Origin of the sequence: Actinomadura sp. 9N407 (assembly GCF_044326315.1) — a bacterium.
Lineage (GTDB): Bacteria > Actinomycetota > Actinomycetes > Streptosporangiales > Streptosporangiaceae > Spirillospora.
In genome coordinates, this window is record NZ_JBIRAW010000013.1 from 1 (window position 1) to 20591 (window position 20591).

The following is a 20591-nucleotide window of genomic DNA, read 5'->3' on the forward strand; positions in this document are numbered from 1 at the left end:
TCGCAGAAGGGCGAACACGCCACGAGTCAACGGGACGGGCGTTGCGGGGTGTCGAACCAGTCGCAGCCCTGCGGCCTCGGCTTGTCGCGGCCGTACTCCGAGCACGGCAGCCCGGAGAAGACCTTGCCGAGGTTGCCGAGGAGGGAGTTGAACGTCCAGCCGGAGGGCCGGTCGCAGTTGGGCAGCTTGGCCGGGTCCGACTTCACCGTCCCCCACGAGGACGTGTTCTGCTGCCAGCAGTTGCCGTCGCCCTGCTCGTCCCACCAGACGTCCAGGCCGTTGGGCTGCTCGGCGCCCTGCGGGGTGATCCCGAAGGCGTTGCCGGTGTAGCGGTTGCGGTGCGACGTGTCGCGGAACTTCAGCAGGTCGTTCTCGCCGCGGATCGGGGCGGGCACCCAGATCTGCCGGAAGCCGTGGCGCCAGTTGTCGTACAGCCGGTTGCCCGTGTAGTTGTTGTCGTTCCCGCCGCCGAGCAGCAGGCCCGTACCGACCGGGATCGGCGGTGCCGGACACACCAGGCCCTGCTCATGGCCGCGATCGCGCGGCTTCTTCTTGCAGGTGCCGTCCCAGATGTTGCCGTAGTAGTTCTCGTTGTTGCTGTAGATCAGGTTGTTCTCGAACGTCGCGTGGTTCTGCGGCAGTCCGGGATGGCCCGGGAACGCGCTGTCCATCGAGACGCCGGCCGAGTTGTGATGGAACGTGTTGTCGTGGGCGTACACCGAGTCCCCGGCCGTACCCGAATAGCCCAGCGCGTTGTGGTGCGAGTCGCAGCGCTGGATCTCGATGGAATGGCGGCGCCCGTTGAGCGGTGAGGCCGAACCCGGATAGAGCCCGGCGTCGCCGTTGCCGTGGGCCTCGCAGTCGGTGTAGAGACCGTGGTCGCTGGCGAAGGTGAGGAACCCGTACTCCTCGTTCCAGCGGCCGAGCGCCCGGTCGATGACGAACCCGTCCTGCTCCAGGACGTACACGGAGTTGAACTCGAACAGCTGGGCGGTGATGTTGCGCAGGTAGAAGCCGTCGGCGCGGTCCGAGCGGATCCCGTTCAGCTTGGCCCAGGTGCCGTCCTCCTTGTAGCCGCCCTCCAGGATGACGTCGGTCATCTCCTTGCCCGTGCCTTCGAGTTGCAGGTCGCAGCGCACGCTGTCGCATACCGGGCTCGCGTCCCCGGGCGTCCGGTCCCCGAAGATCGCGACCAACTGCTGGAGGTTCGGGCAGCTGTACTGCTCGGCGTAGCTGAGCGCGTGCCTGTTGCCCAGCGCGGCGCATTCGGGGCTCGGCGCGGCCCGGCTGGGCTCCTCGCGGTACTTCCCGGGCAGGACGTAGATCGTCGTCCCGCGCTTCTCGACGGCGTTCACCGCGGCCTGGATGTGCTCGTAGCCGCATTCCGCCAGCAGCCGCTCGTTCATGGTGCGCAGCCAGCCGGTGTACGCCGCGATTCGTTCGGCCGAATCGGGCTTGCAGACCACCAGGCGCGGGGAGGACAGCGGCTGGCGGTACGTGGGCACCTTGCCCGTACCGGCCGGGAAGGTGACGGGCCGTTCCTCATGGGCGAAGGCCGGGGCCGCCATCAGGCCGAGCGCGACGACGAAGGCGAGCGCGACGGTTGCGGCACGGGACAGGCGTGGATCCGTCATGGGGGAATATGAACCCAATTCGCGTTCGCTGCCCAGGGCCCGCAGACGTCCACATAAGGCCAGATGGCCACATAAGGCCAGCCGCCCACATAAGGCCGACCCGCCCCGCCCGTACCGGAACGTCAGCCGGCGGGACGGACCGCGTAGCCGCCCAGGGAGGGCGCCAGGAGATCGAAAGCGGTGCCGACCTGCCCGGTCAGAGCCGCCGCGATCTCCTCGTTCGGCCGGCCCGCGATCGTACGGCGCAGCGTCTCGTCGAACAGCAGCCGGTGGACGCCGCCCAGCTGCGCCGCCGCCACCCGGGGCGCGATGTCGTCGGGCCCGGCACCCGTCTCCTCGGCCAGCGCGCCGGCCAGTGCGACCTCGCGCTCGTCATGGAACTCCCGCAACCGCGCCACCAGTGCCGTACTACCGGTGAGCATCCGGGCGAACTCGGCACCGGAGAACCCGATCACCGGATCGTGCCGGGCCACCGCGTCCAGGTAGGCGCGGCGCAGCGCGGCCAGCGCGGACTCGCCCGCCCTCCGCTCCCGGACCGTACGGGCCAGCGAGTTCACGAAGACGTCCTGCAGATCGAGCGCGAGGTCCTCCTTGCGCGGGAAGTAGTTGGTCACCGTCATCTTGGCCACCTGCGAGGCCGCCGCGACGTCGGCGATCGTCACCCGGTCGAAGCCCCGCTCCAGGAACAGCCGGGTCGCCTGGTGGGAGATGTTCTCCCTGGTCTGCCGCTTCTTCATGGCCCGGAGGCCGACCGCCTGCTCGCTCATCCGACCAGCATACATAGATTCGACCTAAAATCACGCTTGACATATTTTTAGGTGTGACCTAAGTTTAGGTCACACCGCGACCGAGACACTGCGACCGAGACACCGCCACAGAAGACGCCGCGAAGGAAGCACCACCGAGGAAGGGGAGCTCTTTGACCGCTACCGCCCGCCAGGCCCATACCGTCCGCAGGACCCCCATGACCCTCTCCGCCGGAGACCCGGTGAAGGACTACCTCAGGCGGATCGGGCGCACCCCGCTTCTGACCGCGAACCAGGAGGTGGAACTGGGCGAGCGCATCGAGGCCGGCACGCTCGCCCAGGCACGGCTCGACGCCGAGGGCGAGGGCGAGGGCGAGGCGCTCACCACGGCGGAACGGCGCGAGCTCACCCGGCTCGCCGCCGACGGCCGCCGCGCCAAGGACCACATGGTCGAGGCCAACCTGCGGCTGGTCGTCTCCATCGCCAAGCGCTACGCCGCCACCGGCGCGCTGCCCCTCCTCGACCTGGTCCAGGAGGGCACCATCGGCATGATGCGCGCGGTGGACAAGTTCGACCACCGGCGCGGGCTGAAGTTCTCCACGTACGCCACCTGGTGGATCAAGCAGGCGGTCGGCCGCGCGCTGGCCGACCAGAGCCGGACGATCCGCATCCCCTCGCACGTGGTCGAGGTCCTCAACCGCGTGACCCGTACGAAGCGCACCATGACCCAGGAACTCGGCAGGGAGATCACCCCCGCGGAACTCGCGGCCGAGCTCGACCTGACCCCCGAGAAGGTCGAGCAGCTGCTGCGCTACGCCCGCGAGCCGATCTCCCTGCACACCCATGTAGGCGACGACGGCGGCGGCGGCGAGCTGGGCGATCTCATCAAGGACGACGCGCCCGACCCGTCCGACACGGTCGCCTCCTCACTCCTGCGCGGCCAGCTGGACGTCGCGCTGGAGACCCTGACCGAACGCGAGGCGGGCGTCATCGCCCTGCGCTACGGCCTCGACGACGGCGAGCCCAAGACCCTCGACGAGATCGGCAAGAGGTACGGGGTGACGCGCGAGCGCATCCGCCAGATCGAGTCCAAGGGAATGCTCAAACTCCGCCACCCGGCTCGCACCCGAGCCCTGGCCGACCTCCTCACCTGACCTCTGCGGCGGTGGACGCGGCTTGTTCGGCTATCGCTCGGGCTTGGTCGTGGTGCTGGGTGGCGGCGGGGGTGCGGTTGAGGGCGGTGGCCAGGTCGGCCAGGTATGCGGCCACAGGGCGGAGGGTGAGGACGCCGCTGCCGGCGCCGGCCAGTTCGCCGGCGGCGGGGAGCAGGTCATCGTAGAGGCGTTCCATCGTGGTGCGGTCGCCGAGGTCGATGGCGGCGATGGCCGCCAGGCACAGGCGTACCTCCAGGAGCAGGTCGCACGGGGACTCGGGGAGGTCGTGCAGGGCTTTTGCGGCGTCTTCGCGTTGTCCGGTGGCGAGGAGTGTGAGGGGGCGGGCCCAGGGTTCGTACGGGCCCAGGTCGCCGATTTCCGTGGGGGCGGCGGCTCCTTGGAGGCGCAGGCAGAGGAGGGCGAGGGGGAGCAGGCCCTCTTCCATGCCGGGCATGCCTGATCCGGTGAGGCGTGCGGCGGCCTGCCGGTACGCGGGCTCGGCGGGCCTTCCCGCGACGGCGGTCTTGAGAGCGCCGTACCAGCCGGTGAAGACGGCCACGAGCGGTACGTCGTGGCGTTCGGCGAGGCGGGTGGCGGCCGCCGCGTGCTCGTCCGCCGAGGCGAAGTCGGCCAGTGCGGAACGGGACTGGATCATGATCAGGTGGCCGAGCACCTCGAAGACCACCAGGTGGTGGCGCCGGGACAGCTCGATCAGGTCGGCTCCGAGCCCGGCGCGTTCCGGGGCCAGGCCGGTCCGCTCGAAGGTGTGCAGGAAGCGTCCGTTGAGGGCGAAGGCGAGCAGGGCGGGGTCGTCCAGGCGGCGCGCGATCTCTTCCGCCTTGCGGGCGGCCTCGCGGCCGTGGTCCTGCGTGCCGCCGCGCGTTTCCATGGCGATCGTGCCGAGGAGGCGTGCGCGGGCCCGTTCGCTTGCCGGATCGGTGGACGGGGGCAGGGCGGCGAGGGTACGGGTGGTGACGTCGACGATCAGGCGGGACAGTTGCTCGTCGTCGTTGCGCGGCCAGTTCGCCGGGGTGGTGAACGCGCCGATGATCTCCGCGGCGGCCTGCGGATCGGGCAGCGATCCGGCCGTGGTGATCGCGGCCGCGCGGTGCCGGCGCGCGCCGTCCAGGTCGCCGGTCACCGCCAGGGCCCGTACGAGGCCCATCACCAGGTCCAGGCGCTGTTCCGTACCGTCGTGATCTTCGGTGCCGTCGTGGGCGTGGATCGCGGCGTGCCACAGCCGGGCCGCCTCGTGCGGGGCGAAGCGCTGCTCGGCCCGTTCCGCGGCCATTCGGACGTACCGGACGGTCTTCGCGCTCGCCTCCCCGGACTTGCTCGCCTGCCCGGATTTGAGGAGGTGGTGGGCGATCGCCTCGATATCGGCCGGACGCAGCCGTTCCAGGACTTCGGCGACCTCGGCGTGCCGGCGCGCGCGGCGCGGGCCGGACAGGTCCGCGTACAGGGTCTCCCGTACCAGCGCGTGCGCGAAGGCCAGGCCGTCCCGTCCTGTGCTGTCCTGTTCCAGGCTGCCGCCGTCTCGTTCGATGATGAAGCCCGCCGAGAGCGCGGCGTCGACGGCGTCGAGGACGTCGCCCTCCAGTGCGGCCAGGACGTCCAGGTCGAAGTCCTGGCCGATCACCGCGGCCAGGCGCAGGGTCGTGCGGGCCTGTTCCGGGAGTTTGGCGAGGCGGTGCCGGATGACGTCCCGTACACCTGCTGGAACGGCTGACAGCGCCGCCTGGCCCTCGGCGCGGAGCAGCCGCGCGAGTTCCCGGACGAAGAACGGGTTGCCGCCGCTGCGTTCCTGGATCGTCCGGGTGGCGCGGGCGTCGACGGGCTCGCCCGCGGTCGTACGGACGAGGGCTTCGACGGCGTTCGCGGGCAGGCCACCGAGCCGGAGCCGGACGGGTTCGGCGCGCGCGAGCCGTCCCAGCGCGGCGGCCAGGCCGTCGGGGATCTCGGTGTCGCGGAACGTGGCGACGATCAGCACCCGTCCCAGATCGGGCACGGAATCCAGCGAGGTGACTAGGGAGGTCAGCAGCGACAGGGTCTCCTCACCTGCCCAGTGCAGGTCGTCGAAGACCAGCAGCAGTGGTGCCTCCCGCGCGACCTCGGCCACGAACGCGGCGATCGCCCGGTGGGCACTGAACCGGTCGTCCCCGGTGGACGGCGTGGCCTCGAAGCCGGCCGCCGTGAGGGTGCCGAGCATCTCGGTCCAGGGCCATCCGGCGGGGGCACCCTCCTCAGGTGAACGGCCCCAGGCGACCGTCCAGCCTTGGGAGGCGAGGCTGGACGACAATGCCTCGGCCAGCGTGGTCTTGCCCATTCCGGCGTCGCCGGAGATCAGCGCGAGGCGTTCACGAGTGTGTTCCAGCTCGGCGAGTTCGCGGTCACGGCCCACCAACCGCCGTTCGGTCGTGGCCGGTTGCGGGACGGGATGCAGGTGGGGGGCTTGGGCGAGGATGTCGGCTTCCAGGCGGCGCAGTTCGGGGCCGGGATCGACGCCCAGTTCCTCGCGGAGGATCTGCCGGGCGCGGCGCAGGACGCCCAGCGCGTCGCCCTGGCGGTCCGTCCGGTAGAGGGCCAGGGCCAGCAGGCGCCAGGCGTCCTCGCGCAGCGGATGGCCGGTGACATGCGCCTCGAGGTCGACAGCGGCCTCGGCGGGACGGCCCAGCGCGAGCACCGCCTCGGCCCGGCGTTCCACGGCCAGTAGGCGCAGCCCGTCCAGGCGGGCGATCTTGCCGCGGGCCCAATCCTCTTCGGCGAACTGCGCGTAGGCCGGGCCGCGCCACGAGCGCAGTCCCTCGTCCAGCCGGGCCAGCGCCTGGGCGGCCCGGCCCTCGGCCAGCAGCCGGGCGGCGTCCCGTACCCCCGCCTCGAAGCGCCAGGCGTCCACTGCCTCGGGCTCGGTGCGCAACGCGTACCCCGGCGCGACCGACACCAGCAGCCGTGCCGGGGCGCGGGGCGGGCGGTCCGGCTCCAGGGCCCGCCGCAGCGCGGCCACGAAGGTCTGGACGGCCCCCGCCGCGCCCGCCGGCGGATCGTCCCAGAGATCATCGATCAGCCGGGCGAGCGGGACGACCCGGCCACCGGCGATCAGCAGCCGCGCCAGCACGGCCCGATGCCGCGGCCCCTTGAGGTCCAGCGGCTCCCCGCCCGCGGTCGCCTCCAAGGGCCCGAGCACGTTGAACGACACCCCCGCCATGCCCTCAATCTATGGCCCCGCGCCGCTGACTCCGTGCTACCTGACCGCGTGCTGGCTGACCCCGTGCCGCCTGTCGCCGTGCACCTGACGCCGTGCTTGGTTGACGCCGTGCTTGGCTGACTCCGTGCTTGGCTGGCTCTGTGCTGATCCGCTGCTGACCGGGCGGATCCAAGCTGGGGACATGAAGATCGAAGGATTCACCTACGAGAAGATCACCGTCGCGCCGGGAGTGGCGCTCAACACCGCCGTCGGCGGCTCGGGACCCCCGATCGTGCTGCTGCACGGCTTCCCGCAGACCCACCTGATGTGGCGCCACGTCGCCGCCGACCTGGCCGCCGATCACACCGTCATCGCTCCTGACCTGCGCGGATACGGCGACAGCGACAAGCCCGCCGGTGACGGGGACACCTACTCCAAGCGCACCATGGCCGCCGACGTCGTCGCCGTGGCCCGTTCTCTCGGCCACGAGCGGTTCGCCCTCGCCGGCCACGACCGCGGCGCCCTGGTCACCATCCGCGCCGGCCTCGACCACCCCGGAACGATCACCCACCTGGCGAGCCTGGACGTGCTGCCCACGCTGGACATGTGGGACGTGATGCACGGCGCGTCCGCCGCCGTGGGGTTCCACCTCTACCTGATGGCCCAGCCGCCCGGCCTGGCCGAACAGATGATCAGCGCGAGCGCCGACGCGTTCTTCGGGCACTTCCTGGACATCTGGGCGAGCGACCCCGCCGCCATTCCCGCCGACGTCCGCGCCGCGTACCTGAAGGCGTCCCGCGAGGCCGTACCGTCGATCGTCGCCGACTACCGCGCCTCGGCCGGCGTCGACATCGAGCACGACGAGGCCGACCGTACCGCCGGCAACCGCCTCGGCATGCCCGTCACCGTCCTCCAGCAGGACTGGGGCGCCGCGCTCGGCTTCGACGCCGCCGCCCGCTGGCGCGAATGGGCGTCCGACCTGCACCACGCCACCGTCACCTGCGGACACTTCATGGCGGAGGAAGCCCCGGACGAGATCTCCACCGCCCTCCGTACCCTGATGGCCCGCTGATCGCGTCCGCCATTCCGTGGCTCATCGATCCCGGCGCGAACATCCCGATCCCCTGACCGCGACGTCCGTCAGCAGGCGCCGCGGCCGGGGGTTCGCGCGCCGGGACGGGCGGCGGCGAACTCGCGTTCCCAGAACAGGGCGGCGGCCCGGTCGGCCTCCGAGCACCCGCACTCGCGCGCATGCCGGGTGACCGACGCGGCCCGGCGTACGATCGCCGACGCGCGTACCGCGGCGCACCCGCAATGATGCGCGACCGGGACCCCTGTCGTGGAGCCGACGGCCTGCCCGGCTCCACCGCAGTCGCACAACGGCGACCCGCGCATCTCCAGCTCGTCCGCGAACATCGCCCGCTCTGCGTCGCCCATACCGGCCATCTTCTCGCGACCATCCAGAGACGTTGCCTCTTTGCGCACTGGAGCTCAGAAAGGGGCCCTTGCCGGATATCGGCGCTGGACAAACCGGTGGAGAGGGTGGAGGTGATGTGCCATGTTCGGGGAGTGGTGCACGAACTCTTGCCTTACTCCCTGACGTGGGACGAAGTCGATCCGCAGCGTCACCCGTTCGACGCGGTACGGGCCGCCGAGGTGGTCGCCGGACTTGGTCCCGCGTCGCGGGTGCCCTCCCGTCCGGCCGGGCCGGCCGCGGACTCGACGGTCATCGCCTGGAGTCATCAGGCAGGGCAGGCGTGGGTGGAGGAGATGACCCGGGCGCTGGCCGAACGGTACGGCCGATGGGCGCTGGGGTGGCGGTGGGCGCTCGATGAGGGCGGTCTCGGTGGCGGCCCGGTGGGGTCCTGGTGCTGCCCGCGCGACTCGATCACCACTCCGGCGGAGACCCTGACACGGGTGGTCGCGTCGCTGGTGGAATGGCGGGACTGGCTGGAGGACCTGGCGGAACGCTTCGAACGGTTCCCGCTCGACATCGGCGGACCCGAGGAGGACCGCCGGCTCGTCTGGGAACGGGGCGCCGCGCACCTGGTGACCGTGGTGGTGGACCGGACCGGCGCGGGAGACGCGTGGTACGGCCACTGCCGACTGGTCCTGACGTGGTTCCTCACGCGCTGGGACGTCCCTCGCCACCGGGCCGCACAACTCGTGGACGAGGCGATCGACGGCCGCTTCGAGAGTTGGATCGAGCCGTCGCGGGTCGCTGTCGCGGACGTGGCGGAACGGCTGGCCGAGTCACTGACCGAGTCGCTGTCGGAGTCACTGTCCGAGCCACTGGCTGATGAGGCTTGATGCCCGACCATCTGGCCCTTTGGCGCCGGACGCGCCGACAGGTGCCCTGGGAATGCGTCAACGATCCGCGGCCGGACACGAATGCCAAGGTCGCCGGGGTCCGTGACGGCGCGGCCCATTTCGTCCGCACGGTCGAATTCGACCGTGAACCGGACCGTGCCCGCCGCCTTCTCTCGGCTCTGGACGCCGTCCGTTCCGATGTATCCCACGCTCGTACCCTCGACTTCGCCACCATGTGCCGGTGGCAGAGCCACGTCCTGGGAATCGAGGATCCGGCCTTCCGGACGGGACCTGCTTTCGCCAAGGGAGGGCGGGAGCGTTACGGGCTGGACGGCGAGACCCGGCGGCAGTTCGATGAATGCCTCGTAGAGGCCAGGGACCCGGCCGTTCCGCTGCCCGCCCGGGCTGCTCGCGCCTATCTGGACGTGTGCTTCTTCCATCCCTTCGACGACGGCAACGCCCGTGCCGCGCTGCTGGCGCTCACCTTCGTCCTCGCCCGCTCAGGTGTCGTCCTGGACCAGGTCGGCCCGATCCAGCGTCTCCGCCGAAGCGCCGATGACGGCGAAGGAGCGCTGGAATTCGCCGGGCTGGTCGCCGTCCTGATCCAGGCCACCCAACGGCGGTGCGAGCGGACGCCACCACGATTCCCCGGTGCCGGATGACGGGGAGCCGTGAGGCCTTAGCGGTCAGGAGTGTTGCTGGAGGAAGTCCGCTAGGCCATGAAGTCTGATAGGCCCTGGAGGAGGCGGTCTACGTCCTCCGTGTTGTTGTACGGGGCCAGGCCTACGCGGAGTCCTCCGGTGTCGCCCAGGCCGAGGCGGCGGGACGCCTCGATCGCGTAGAAGGAGCCTGCCGGCGCGTCGATGCCGCGTTCGGCGAGGAAGCTGTAGGCGTCGGCGGTGCTGTGGCCTTCGATGGTGAGAAGGAGCGTCGGGGTACGTTCGGCGGCCCGCGAATGGACGGTGATCCGGTCGAACGCGGCCAGCCCTTTCTCGATCCGGAGCCGCAGAGAGTCCTCGTGCTCTTCCAGGGTCGTGAACGCGGCGAGCAGCCTCTCGCGGCGTTCACCCTTCCGGGGGCCCAGGTCGGCGAGGAAATCGACCGCGGCGCGGGTGCCGGCGAGGAGTTCATAGGGGAGGGTGCCGAATTCGAAGCGCTCGGGGACGGCGTTCGTCGACGCCAGCAGTTTGTCGGGCCGCAGGGTTTCCAGGAGTTCGGGACGGCTCGCGAGGACACCCATGTGGGGGCCGAGGAATTTGTACGGGGAGCAGGCGAAGAAGTCGGCGCCCATTCGCTCGATGTCCACGGAGGCGTGCGCGGTGTAGTGGACGCCGTCGACGTAGAGGAGGGCTCCGGCCTCGTGGACGGAGCGGGAGATCTCGGCGATCGGGGGGCGGGTACCGAGCAGGTTGGACGCGGCGGTGATCGCGACCAGGCGGGTGCGGTCGGACAGGACCGCGCGGATCGCGTCCGGGGACAGTTCGCCGGTCGCGGGGTCGAAATCGGCCCAGCGGACGGTGGCGCCGGCCTGCTCGGCGGCCTGGATCCAGGGACGGATGTTGGAGTCGTGGTCCAGGCGGGTGACGACGACCTCGTCGCCCGGGCCCCAGGTCTTGGCGAGGGTACGGGAGAAGTCGTACGCCAGCTGGGTGGCGCTGCGGCCGAAGACGATTCCGGTCGCGGGAGCGCCGAGCAGGTCCGCCATGGCCTGGCGGGCGTCGGTGACGATCTTCTCCGCGTTGCGTTCACCGGCGGTGTTGCCGCCCCGGTTGGCCAGCGGGTTCGCCAGGGCGCCGGCGATGGCGTCGATGACGGGGAGCGGTGTCTGCGTGCCGCCGGGCCCGTCGAAGTGGGCGAAGCCTGCCTTCAGGGCGGGGAACCGCGCGCGGACGGCGGCGACGTCATAGCTCATGCCCGAAGTCTGCCATTCCGGCTGGCCGTGACCGTTCAGGGGCTTCCGGTGGCGGAGCTGGGGGGCGTGCCGGTGACGCTGATCGCGACGGCCGTGCCGAGGCCGGTGAGCAGGGCCATGGTGATGAGCGTGAAGAACAACCTGTGCATGGAGCCGTCCTTTCAGGCGAGCGCGGCGGGCTCTTCGATGTGTACGGGTTCGGTGTGTACGGGGTCGACGGGTACGGGTTCGACGGGCACGGGTTCGATGAGTATGGGGAGGCCGTCGGAGGTGTAGGCGTGGCCGTCGCTGGTGATGGCGGCCGACTCGTATCCGGAGTCGGCCAGCCGGGCGAGCCAGAGCAGGCCGTCCGTTCCCATGGCCAGCGCGGCGGTGGCGTACGCGTCGGCGATGGCCAGGTCGGGGCCGGTGACGGTGACCGACCGCAGGGCGCCGGCCGCCTCACCGGAGTGCGGGTCGATCACATGCAGGCCGCGCTCGTACGTACCGGACGTGGCGACGGCCAGGTCGGTGCAGGCCAGGACCCAGGCCGTCCGGTCGTGTTCCCAGGGGTGGCGGATCCCGACGCGCCAGGCCCCGCCGAGCGCCGGACGGCCCCGGCTGCGGACGTCGCCGCCGGCGTTGACGCAGTGGTTGAACGATCCGGCCCGCGCGAGCAGTCGTGAGGCGACCTCGACCGACCAGCCCTTGACGTACCCGGACGGGTCGAGCCGTCCGGTCGCCCGCGCGTCGAAGTAGCCGTCGGTCCTGCGGCGCAGGGCCTCGCAGGCGTCCAGGACGGCGCGGGTGTCCGGCGAGCACTGGTCGAGGGACAGGTCGCCGCCGTCGAGCCGGTTGATCTCGCTGTCGTCACGGTACGTGCTGAAGCGCCTGTCCACCTCGTGCAGCCAGGCGCACGTCCGTTCGACCAGGTCGGTCAGGGTGTCGCGGGGGAGCAGGTCGGCGATGTCGATGGTGACCGCCGTTCCCATCACGTTCTCGATGTGGTGCACGTTTCCCCTGATCAGGCTCTGGCCGCCGCCAGCGCCGACTGCAGCGAGGTGGCGAACGAGCCGGAGGTGTAGGTGGCGCCGGACACGGTGTCGACTCGGGCGCTCTGCGCGGACAGGGCCTGTTGCCGGAGGACGGGGATGGCCCGCCTGTTGACCTGCAGGGTCTTGGCCGGGGTGGTGGCGTGCCTGGCGGCGACGCCGGTGATCCGGCCGTCGGCCACCCGGATGCTGACCTGGATGGGACCGTGCTGGTTGACCGAGGTCTGGCCGCGGAAGAGCCCGTCCTTCAGCCCGCTCGCCGGCGTGCTCCGGCCGCTGGTCTGGGGTTTGACGCGCCCGGGTGTACGGGACGCGCTGGGCGCCGGTTCGAGTTCGCCGGTCCCGCCGGCGGCCTGGTTCGCGCCGGCGGCGTTGGCCTCGAACGTGGCGTCCGCGCCGAACTTGGCGGCGAGGATCAGGGCGGCTCCGGTCAGCGTGCCGGCGAGGGCCGCGGTGGTTCGGCGCATCACGTACCTCCAGGTGAGTGGGTTCACGGGTGGATGGGTCCACGGGGGTCAGAACTCGAACGGGTCCAGGTGGATCTGGCGGCGGCGCACGCGCAGGCGGCGCAGGGTGGCGGTCGCGGCCTCGACCATGCCGGCCGGTCCGCACAGGTAGACGTCGCGGTGCCGTACGTCGGGGACCAGCTCCCGCAGTCCCCCGGGGGTGAACAGGCGCTGCGGTCCCGGCTCGTCGCGCGAGCCCAGCACGTACCGCAGCTCGAAACCGCGCCGGTGGGCGAGCCCGCGCAGTTCGTCACGGAAGACGAGGTCGCCGGTGTCGCCCGCGCGGTAGATGACCACGGTTCCGTGGGGGAGCTCGTCCATCAGGGCCCGGATCGGGGCGATCCCGCTGCCACCGGCGATCAGCAGCGCCTGCGCGCGGGTCCGGTGGCCGGCGGTGAACGTGCCCGAGGGACCGGCGGCGAGCACCCGGGTCCCGGGCCGCATGCGGCTCAGCTCGGTCGTGTGGCCGCCGACCGCGTTCACGGTCAGCCGCAGCCACTGCGGGTTGGGCGCCGCCGACAGCGAGAACGGGTGGGACTGCCACCAGCTCCCGCCGGCCAGGAACCGCCAGCGGAAGTACTGCCCGGCCTGTGCCTCCAGCCGGTCGAGCCGGTTCCCGCCGATATAGATCGAGAACATCGTCTCCGACTCGGACACCACGTCGATGACCTGGAGCCGGTGCCGCAGGTTGAACCACACGGGCTCGACGACCCGGCCCCAGAACAGGCACGCGATCACCAGGGCGTACAGGCCCATCCAGAACCAGCGGCCGAAGCCGTCCTGGGAGAGCTCGGTCCCCTCGGTGAACTGGTGCCCGTACCCGAGGATCAGGACCGCGTAGCCGGCCAGGTGCAGCAGGTGCCACAGCTCGTACGGCAGCCGGCGGCGCAGGCCGCGGATCGCCATCGCGCTGACCGCCACCAGGATCCCGGCGGCGGCGAACGCGGTGGTGAGGGTCCCGTACAGGGTGGCCGTCTCCTCCACCACGGTGACGTTCTCGGTCATCGCGTAGCCCACCGTGATGTAGCCGGCGTGTGCCAGCACCATCACCAGCAGGTACGCGCCCAGCCTCCGGTGCCAGCGCATCAGATCGTGGCCGCCGACCCAGATCTCCAGCCATGCGACCCGGCTCATCATCAGGATCTGCACCAGCAGCAGGTATCCGCCGATCAGCCCGGTGACCCGCCCGACGGCGGTGATGATCTCGGCGGGCTCGCTGAGCGCGCTGGGCGGCGTCCCGAACGCCCACAGCGCGACGCTGGTGGCCAGCAGCGACCAGAACAGCATGATCACCAGTAGCCGGTTGCCCGCGATCCGCGCCGCCGGAGCGTCCCGCCGCTCGGGCGCCGACCACTCGGGTGCCGCCGCGTGCCGGGCGTAGCGCGGGCCGCCGGACCGGTCGGCCACCAGGGGCGCCGTCCGGTTCTCCGGACGTACGGGGCGCTGCGAGTCCGCGTTCCGTGGCGGCCATGACAGGTCAGGGGCCTCGCGTACGGCCGTCCGGCGCTGGTCCCATGAGCTGCCGTACGCCTCGCCACCGGAACGCTCGCGCGGCTCACCAGGGCCGCGACTGTCGAACAGTGAGGACGACCCGCCCGGTCTCAGAGCGTCGTCCATCAGAGCCCGCAGTGGTCGGTTGTGGGAACCGTCTTTCCTGCGTGCACGCGAACCTCCTCCACCGGACGCGTCCCGAGCACGAACGTGCCCACCCGGGCTTGACAGCACGTTGTACGGTCCAGCGCGGACATCGGGTTCACGGCACGGCACATCCACCCGCAAGCCGTGCCGCGCACAGGTCGTGCCGACCGGCAGCCGGGCCGACCGGACGCCGCGCCGACTGGACGTCGTGCCGACCAGCAGGGGAGGGGCGAGAGTGACGCGTCAGGCGGTCAGGGCTTGCGGGCCACGGCGCCGTAGGCGTCGATCGGCTTCTCGCCGGCGCTGTCCGGGCGCCACTGGGTGATCGGCACCATGCCGGGCTCCAGCGTCTCCAGTCCCTCGAAGCACTCGGCGAGCTGCGCGGGGCTGCGGAGGATGTACGGCACGCCCCCGCTCTCCACGAGCTTGTCGGCGCCCTCGGCGACGGCTTCGCCGGTGGCGGTGCCGTCCCACAGCACCAGGTGGCTGCCGGACGCGGCGGCGCCCATCATCCGCCCGACGATGGAGCGCATCACGTCCAGGCCGGGCTCGTAGCCGAGGACGCCCATGAACATCACCGCCACCGGCCGGTCGAGATCCAGGACGGCGGCGGCCTCTTCGATGATCCTGCCGGGGTCGTGGTAGTCGGCGTGCAGGTAGGTGGTCAGCCCCTCGGAGGAGGAGTTGGCCAGCAAGGCGCGCGCGTGCACCAGCACCAGGGGGTCGTTGTCCACGTAGACGACGCGGGATTCGGGCGCGATCCGCTGGGCCACCTCATGGGTGTTCTCCATGGTGGGCAGGCCCGTCCCGACGTCCAGGAACTGCCGCACGCCGGCCTCGGCGGCCAGGAAGCGCACGACCCGGATGAGGAACCGCCGTGACTCCCGCGCCATGACGGCGATCTCCGGATACACCTCGGCCACGGCGTCGCCCGCGGCGCGGTCGGAGTCGTAGTTGTCCTTGCCGCCCATCCAGTAGTTCCACATCCGTGCCGCGTGCGGGATCTCGGACCGCAGCCGGGAGGCGAGTTCGGAATTGGCGTCGGCCATGGCCAGGCTCCTGTGCGGGGGATGCGGGCTACTCCCGTTCACCTTCGCCGGTTCCGATCCCGTGCGCAATGACGGGTGCCGCTTCCGGCCGCCGGTGGCCGGCACCGGCGGCCCGAGAACGGCCCGGGAATGTCAGGCGAACCAGGAACGTCAGGCGGCCCGGTCGCGGTGCGCGGGGCCGTACCGTACCGCCAGCCGGGCCAGCGCCACGGCGGCGATCAGCAGCCCGAAGTCGCGCAGCGCGACATCGAAGAAGTCCGGGATGGTGAGCAGGTTGAGGATGATCCCGGCCAGCCACGCGGCCACCAGCAGGCCGCCGAACCGGGGCGCCAGCGCCACCGCGATACCGGCCACGATCTCGATCACGCCCACCGCGTACATCGCCTGCTGCGCGGTTCCGGGGACGAGATCGTCGATCCAGGGGGCCAGGTACTGCGGCCACTCGGTGAGCAGGCCGGTGAACTTGTCCAGCCCGAACAGGATGGGGGCGACGGTGAACACCGTCCGGAGCATCAGGAACGCCTGATACCCGGGGTCGGACAGCACGCCCGGGCCCTGCGTGGCGGTGGATGACCGCGAAGCCATGAGAGTCCCTCCTTCTAACGACGACCTTCTAACAACGACTACTGTTGACGTTAGAACGTAGCGGAGATTTCTTCAATAGAAATAGTTTTTAGAGATGGAGGTTCTCAGAGATGGACGGATCCTCGACCTCGCACGTGTCGGCCGTCGCCGCCCTCGACGAGCCGACCCGGCGCCGGCTGTACGACTTCGTGGCCCGGCGGCCCGCGCCGGTGAGCCGCGACGAGGCCGCCGACGCGCTCGGGATGTCGCGCAGCACGGTGGTGTTCCATCTGGACCGGCTCGCGAACGAGGGGCTGCTCGAGGTCGTGTACGAGCGCCGTACCGGCCGTACCGGACCCGGCGCCGGCCGGCCGTCCAAGCTCTACCGGCGCGCCGCGGAGCAGATCGCGGTGTCGCTGCCCGACCGGCGGTACGAGCTCGCCGGCCGGCTGCTGGCGACCGCGATCCAGGAGGCCGGCGACACCGGCGAGGCACCCCGCCGGGTGGTCGACCGGCTCGCTCGCGAGCTGGGCGGCGATATCGGCCAGGCGGCACGCGACGCCCACCCGGACGAGGACGGCCGGGACGCCGCGATGCGGACGCTGGAGGACTTCGGGTTCGAGCCGCGCGACGAGGAGGGCGCGATCGTCCTCGGCAACTGCCCGTTCCACACGCTGGCGCAGCAGCACACCGAACTGGTGTGCGGCATGAACCTGTGCCTGCTCGGCGGGATCCTCGACGGCCTCACCGCCACCGGCCTGACCGCCCGCCTGGACCCCGACCCCGGCCGCTGCTGCGTACGCCTCGAAGCGCCACCCCGGTAAGGCCGATTTCAGTAAGAGGTGATTGTCCCGACTCGGCCCAATGTGCCGGAGGTAGCGAACACGAGGTCGCGGACCAGCGTCGGTGTCTAGGAATGCCTGTCACACGCTCGCCCACACGGTGGCAACGCATCATCCGGCTTGGCGGTATCAGGTCCTGAACGGGGACGGACCTCTCCCGCCGATCAGGGGGAGATCGCATGACCATGGACTCCACGCGGCTCGGCGTGCGGGAGGCACGGCCGCCAGGCGGGCTTTCCACCGCGCCTCACACGGCGATCGATGTGCTCGGGCCGCTGCGGGTACGCCGCGGCGGTGAGGCGGTGCCGTTGCCCAAGCGGCGCCGCAGCCTGCTCGGGCTGCTGGCGCTCAGGCCGGGCAAGGTCGTGACGGTGGACCGGCTGGTGGAGGGCCTGTGGGGACAGGACGCACCGCCCACGGCCGTACGGACGCTGCACAGCCACATCGCCAAGCTGGGCGCGCCGCTCACCGGAAGCCAGGCCGAACGGCTGATCCAGCGGCGCGAGCCCGGGTACCTGCTCGCCGCCGACCACGTTCACGTCGACCTGGCGCGCTTCGAGGAGTTCGCCGCCGAGGGCAGGCGGCACGCCGAGCAGGGCCGGTTCGCGCAGGCGGCGCGGGCCTACCGGGCCGGGCTCGCGCTCTGGCGCGCCGACGCGCTGGCCGACTGCACCGTGTACGGCTGGGCGGCCGCCGAGGTCGCCTATCTGGAAGAGCGCCGGCTCGACGCCCAGGAGGGCATGTACGCCGCGCTGGTGGCGGCCGGAACGCCGGACGGTGCGGTCGGCGAGCTGGAACGGCTGGTGGCGCTGCATCCGCTGCGCGAACGGTTCTGGTCCCTGCTCATGGTCGCCCTCCAGGCCGGCGGCCGTACGGGCGAGGCGCTGGAGGCGTACCAGCGGGCTCGCCGGACCCTCGTGGACGCGCTGGGGACCGAACCGGGAGAGGGCCTGCGCAACGCCGAGGCCGCGATCCTGCGAGGAGAGGGGAACGGGCGGACGGCCCCCACGACCGCGCCCGGGACAGCGCCGCGGACGGTGCCCGCCGTGGAGCCGCCCGCGCTGCCGCAGCCGCTGAACGCGCTCATCGGGCGCGACCGGGACATCGCGAGCGTGGCCGAGCGGCTCGGCTCGGCACGGCTGGTGACGCTGACCGGGCTGGGTGGCAGCGGCAAGACCCGGCTCGCGGTCGAGGTGGCCAAGGCCGTCGCGGGGGACTTCGGCGAGGTCGCGTTCGTGGACCTGGCCGTGCTGCGCGACGGCGGGCTCGTCACCGCGGCGGTGGCCGAGGCCCTGGGCGTACGCGAGCGGTCCGCCGAGCCGATCATCGACGGCCTGATCCAGCGGGTCGCCCACGACCGGATCCTCATCGTGCTCGACAACTGCGAGCATCTCGTCGGCGCGTGCGCCCGGCTGGCCCACCGGCTGCTCACCAGCGGCCGGCATCTCACGATCCTGGCCACCAGCCAGGAGGTCCTGCGGGTGCCGGGCGAGGTGCCGTGGGCCGTACCGCCGCTGGGCGTGCCGGATCCCGGGACGGTACGTACCGCCGAGGACCTGACCGGCCACGACGCCGTCACGCTGTTCGCCGAACGGGCCCGCATCGAGGCGGTGGAAAGGCTGTCCCCGCAGGACGCCCGTGCCGTGGCCACGATCTGCGCGCGATGCGAAGGGCTACCGCTGGCCATCGAACTGGCGGCGGGCAGGGCGGGCCTGCTGTCGCTGCCCGAGACGGCCCGCTACATGCGCGACCGGTTCGCGGTGCTCGCCGACGGCCCGCTGTCCGTACGGCCCCAGCACCGCGCCCTGCTCACGACGGTGGCGTGGAGCTACGGTCTGCTCGCCGAGGAGGAACGCGGCGCGCTCCGGCGGGTCAGCGTGTTCCCCGGCAGGTTCACCCGGCAGGCCGCCGAGGCCGTGTGGCCGGGCCTGCCGATGCTGTCGGTGCTGGGCCGCCTCGCCGACAAGTCGCTGCTCAAGGTCGTCCCCACGGCGGCGGGCATGCGCTACCGGCTCCCCGAGACGATCCGGGAGTACGCCGTCGCGCGGCTCGCCGACGATCCGGACGAGTTCCGGCAGGCGGGCCGGGACCACGCCCGCCATTTCCTCAAGCGCGCCGAGGAGATCGAGCCGCGCCTCCAGGGACCGGAGCTCGGCTCGCTCATGGAGCGGCTTCCCGACCACCATGACGATCTGAGGGCCGCCATGGCCTGGCTGACGGCGGCGGAACCGGAGGCGGCGCTGCGCCTGGCGTCGGCGCTGTGGCGCTACCACTACCTGCGCGGCCGCTACAGCGAGGGCCGCGACTGGCTGAGGCAGGCGCTCGCCGCGTACGGTCCGGGCATCTCGCCGGCGGTGTACGCGAAGGCCTGCTGGGCGGCGGCCAAGCTCGCGGCCCTCGAATGCGACTACCAGGAGGCGATCGGGCTCGCAGAGTGCGCCCTGGAGGAGAGCCAGAAGACCGGCGACGCGGAAGGCGTCGCGCGGTCGAAGTCGCTCCTGGCCTCCGTCACCCGGGAACTGGGCGACTACGGCCGTTCCATCGAGCTGTGCCGGGAGGCACTGGCCTTCGCCGAGGCGGCGGACGACCGCTGGGCCGCCGGGCACGCGCTGCAACTGCTGGGCTTCGCGTCCTGGCTGTCGGGCGACTTCGCGGCCACGGTCCGCTGGTCCGGCCGGGCCCGCGAACTCCTCGTCCAGGTCGGCGACAAGGAACGGCTCGCCTGGTGCCGGCTGGACCTCGGCGCGGCGGCGTATTACACCGGCGACCAGGCCGGAGCGTCGGACCGGCTGGAACAGGCCCTCGCGGAGTTCCGGGAACTGCGGTTCAAGGAAGGCATCGCCTGGGCGGAGAACCTCCTCGCGCTGGTCGATCTCGACCGGCGGCGCCCGCGCGACGCCCTGGGCAGGCTCGCCGTCAGCCTGCGGCTGCACACGGAACTGGGCGACCGCTGGCGGCAGGCGAGCGTTCTGGAGGCCCTCGCCCGATGCGTCGCCATGATCGGTGACCTGCCGCTGGCCGCCGAGTCCTTGCGGGCGGCCCGAACCGTCCGGACGGCGATCGGCGCTCCAGTGCCACCCGCCGAGCGGCCGGCACTGGAGGCGACCCGCGCGCGAATGCCCGCCCTATCGAATGCCGGCCCCGGTCCCTGCGGCCTGTCCGACCCCTATGACCCGTTCGAGCCGTCCGACCCCCTCGATTCGTCCGACCCGCCGCACGCCCCGGACATCGATGGCCTCCTGCACCGGTTGCCGGACCTCTGTTAGCGACAGCGAAGGCCCTACGTGAAAGGCCCTACGTGAAAGGCCCTACGTGAAAGGCCCTACGTGAAAGGCCCTACTTGACAGGGGCAAGGCAGAGGACGTAGCCGTCCCCTCCGGATTCGCCCTTCCAGAAAGCGGTCTTCGCCTGGGGGTAGGCCTTGCAGATGGTGCGCGAACTGATGCTGAACTGGACCTGCGTCTTGTCCGGCACCTTGCCGACGACCTCGTACTGCCGCTTGGGATCCGTACAGTCGACGATCCGGATGTTCGAGTCGCCGTCGCGGGCGACGCAATCGCCCACGGCGGCCATATCCGGGGAGCTCTTGCTCGCCATCCAGCCCGCCACGGCCATAGCGGAAATGCCGGCGGCCAGCAGAGAAAGGACGATTGTCTGGCCCGTCTTGCGGCGCTTCCGCGGGGGCGGCGCCCACTGCTGAGGCGGGCCCGCCGGCTGCGGGTGCTGGGAATGCTGCGGGTGCTGAAAATATTGCCCGCCCTGGTCGTACGGGCCGGCTCCTTGACCTCTGGTCATCGCTCTCCCCAAGAGTTTCTGCGCCACGAGTTTCTGCGCCACGAGTTCCTATATCACGAGTTCCTGTGCCATTCGTTCCTGTGTCATGCGTTCCTGCGCCATGAGTTCTGTGGTCGCTCGTGACGGGTGGAATCCATTCGTACCGAGCGCCGGTTGCCCGCCGGTTGCCGTTCGAGATCGCATGACGATCTGGGCGGCCGCCCGGTGGCAACCGGGCGGCAACAGG

General features: G+C 71.5%; 17 protein-coding genes. 6 read left to right on the forward strand and 11 right to left on the reverse strand.

All coding sequences use genetic code 11. The annotated features are described in order from the left end of the window. Positions 1–26 precede the first annotated feature (26 nt). Positions 27–1634 (reverse strand): right-handed parallel beta-helix repeat-containing protein, encoded by a 1608-nt coding sequence (locus tag ACH34Q_RS21500; RefSeq protein WP_395984786.1) that lies wholly within the window; start codon positions 1632–1634, stop codon positions 27–29. Between the two features lie 122 nt (positions 1635–1756). Next, positions 1757–2401 (reverse strand): TetR/AcrR family transcriptional regulator, encoded by a 645-nt coding sequence (locus tag ACH34Q_RS21505; protein WP_395984787.1) that lies wholly within the window; start codon positions 2399–2401, stop codon positions 1757–1759. Between the two features lie 197 nt (positions 2402–2598). Here ACH34Q_RS21505 and ACH34Q_RS21510 point away from each other — a divergent pair, with 197 nt between their 5' ends. After that, positions 2599–3534 carry a sigma-70 family RNA polymerase sigma factor gene (locus ACH34Q_RS21510; RefSeq protein WP_395984788.1) on the forward strand — a complete coding sequence of 312 codons (936 nt, stop codon included), beginning with the start codon at positions 2599–2601 and terminating at the stop codon, positions 3532–3534. On the opposite strand, the gene ACH34Q_RS21515 is transcribed toward ACH34Q_RS21510, so the two are convergent. Continuing rightward, positions 3527–6739 carry a BTAD domain-containing putative transcriptional regulator gene (locus tag ACH34Q_RS21515; RefSeq protein WP_395984789.1) on the reverse strand — a complete coding sequence of 1071 codons (3213 nt, stop codon included), beginning with the start codon at positions 6737–6739 and terminating at the stop codon, positions 3527–3529. The two genes, ACH34Q_RS21510 and ACH34Q_RS21515, sit on opposite strands and share 8 nt — an antisense overlap. Before the next feature lie 181 nt (positions 6740–6920). On the opposite strand from ACH34Q_RS21515, the gene ACH34Q_RS21520 reads away from it, so the two are divergent. Next, positions 6921–7790, forward strand: a complete 870-nt coding sequence (locus tag ACH34Q_RS21520; protein WP_395984790.1) for an alpha/beta fold hydrolase — start codon at positions 6921–6923, stop codon at positions 7788–7790. Positions 7791–7858: 68 nt separating this feature from the next. Here the strand turns inward: ACH34Q_RS21520 and ACH34Q_RS21525 are convergent, their stop codons facing one another. Further along, on the reverse strand, positions 7859–8155 hold the full coding sequence (locus tag ACH34Q_RS21525; RefSeq protein WP_395984791.1) for a hypothetical protein: 297 nt from the start codon (positions 8153–8155) through the stop codon (positions 7859–7861). A gap of 132 nt (positions 8156–8287) precedes the next feature. Between ACH34Q_RS21525 and ACH34Q_RS21530 the strand changes: the two genes are divergently transcribed. Further along, positions 8288–9028, forward strand: coding sequence for a hypothetical protein (locus tag ACH34Q_RS21530; protein WP_395984792.1), 741 nt, complete (start codon positions 8288–8290; stop codon positions 9026–9028). Next, positions 9028–9690 (forward strand): Fic family protein, encoded by a 663-nt coding sequence (locus tag ACH34Q_RS21535; RefSeq protein ID WP_395984793.1) that lies wholly within the window; start codon positions 9028–9030, stop codon positions 9688–9690. The genes ACH34Q_RS21530 and ACH34Q_RS21535 overlap by 1 nt, the downstream gene beginning before the upstream one ends. A 50-nt stretch (positions 9691–9740) precedes the next feature. Here ACH34Q_RS21535 and ACH34Q_RS21540 read toward each other — a convergent pair whose 3' ends face one another. The 6 genes from ACH34Q_RS21540 to ACH34Q_RS21565 form a co-directional block, all read right to left on the reverse strand. Then, positions 9741–10940, reverse strand: coding sequence for a cysteine desulfurase-like protein (locus ACH34Q_RS21540; protein ID WP_395984794.1), 1200 nt, complete (start codon positions 10938–10940; stop codon positions 9741–9743). 161 nt (positions 10941–11101) lie between these two features. Continuing rightward, positions 11102–11932: an FAD:protein FMN transferase gene (locus ACH34Q_RS21545; RefSeq protein ID WP_395984795.1), complete on the reverse strand. Its 831-nt coding sequence runs from the start codon at positions 11930–11932 to the stop codon at positions 11102–11104. An 11-nt stretch (positions 11933–11943) separates the two neighbouring features. Beyond that, positions 11944–12438: an FMN-binding protein gene (locus tag ACH34Q_RS21550; protein WP_395984796.1), complete on the reverse strand. Its 495-nt coding sequence runs from the start codon at positions 12436–12438 to the stop codon at positions 11944–11946. 48 nt (positions 12439–12486) lie between these two features. Beyond that, entirely contained in the window at positions 12487–14094 is a 1608-nt protein-coding gene (locus tag ACH34Q_RS21555; RefSeq protein ID WP_395984797.1) for a ferric reductase-like transmembrane domain-containing protein, read from the reverse strand. Positions 14095–14366: 272 nt separating this feature from the next. Further along, positions 14367–15164, reverse strand: a complete 798-nt coding sequence (locus ACH34Q_RS21560) for an SAM-dependent methyltransferase (protein WP_395984798.1) — start codon at positions 15162–15164, stop codon at positions 14367–14369. 150 nt (positions 15165–15314) lie between these two features. Further along, positions 15315–15749 carry a DoxX family membrane protein gene (locus ACH34Q_RS21565; RefSeq protein WP_395984799.1) on the reverse strand — a complete coding sequence of 145 codons (435 nt, stop codon included), beginning with the start codon at positions 15747–15749 and terminating at the stop codon, positions 15315–15317. A 110-nt stretch (positions 15750–15859) separates the two neighbouring features. Here ACH34Q_RS21565 and ACH34Q_RS21570 point away from each other — a divergent pair, with 110 nt between their 5' ends. Together ACH34Q_RS21570 and ACH34Q_RS21575 are read left to right on the forward strand one after the other, a co-directional pair. After that, entirely contained in the window at positions 15860–16552 is a 693-nt protein-coding gene (locus ACH34Q_RS21570; protein ID WP_395984800.1) for a helix-turn-helix transcriptional regulator, read from the forward strand. Between the two features lie 197 nt (positions 16553–16749). Then, the gene (locus ACH34Q_RS21575) at positions 16750–19836 is read left to right on the forward strand and encodes a BTAD domain-containing putative transcriptional regulator (protein ID WP_395984801.1); all 3087 of its coding nucleotides are present in this window, start codon (positions 16750–16752) and stop codon (positions 19834–19836) included. A 70-nt stretch (positions 19837–19906) separates the two neighbouring features. Here the strand turns inward: ACH34Q_RS21575 and ACH34Q_RS21580 are convergent, their stop codons facing one another. After that, positions 19907–20407: a hypothetical protein gene (locus ACH34Q_RS21580; protein ID WP_395984802.1), complete on the reverse strand. Its 501-nt coding sequence runs from the start codon at positions 20405–20407 to the stop codon at positions 19907–19909. Between the last annotated feature and the right edge of the window lie 184 nt (positions 20408–20591).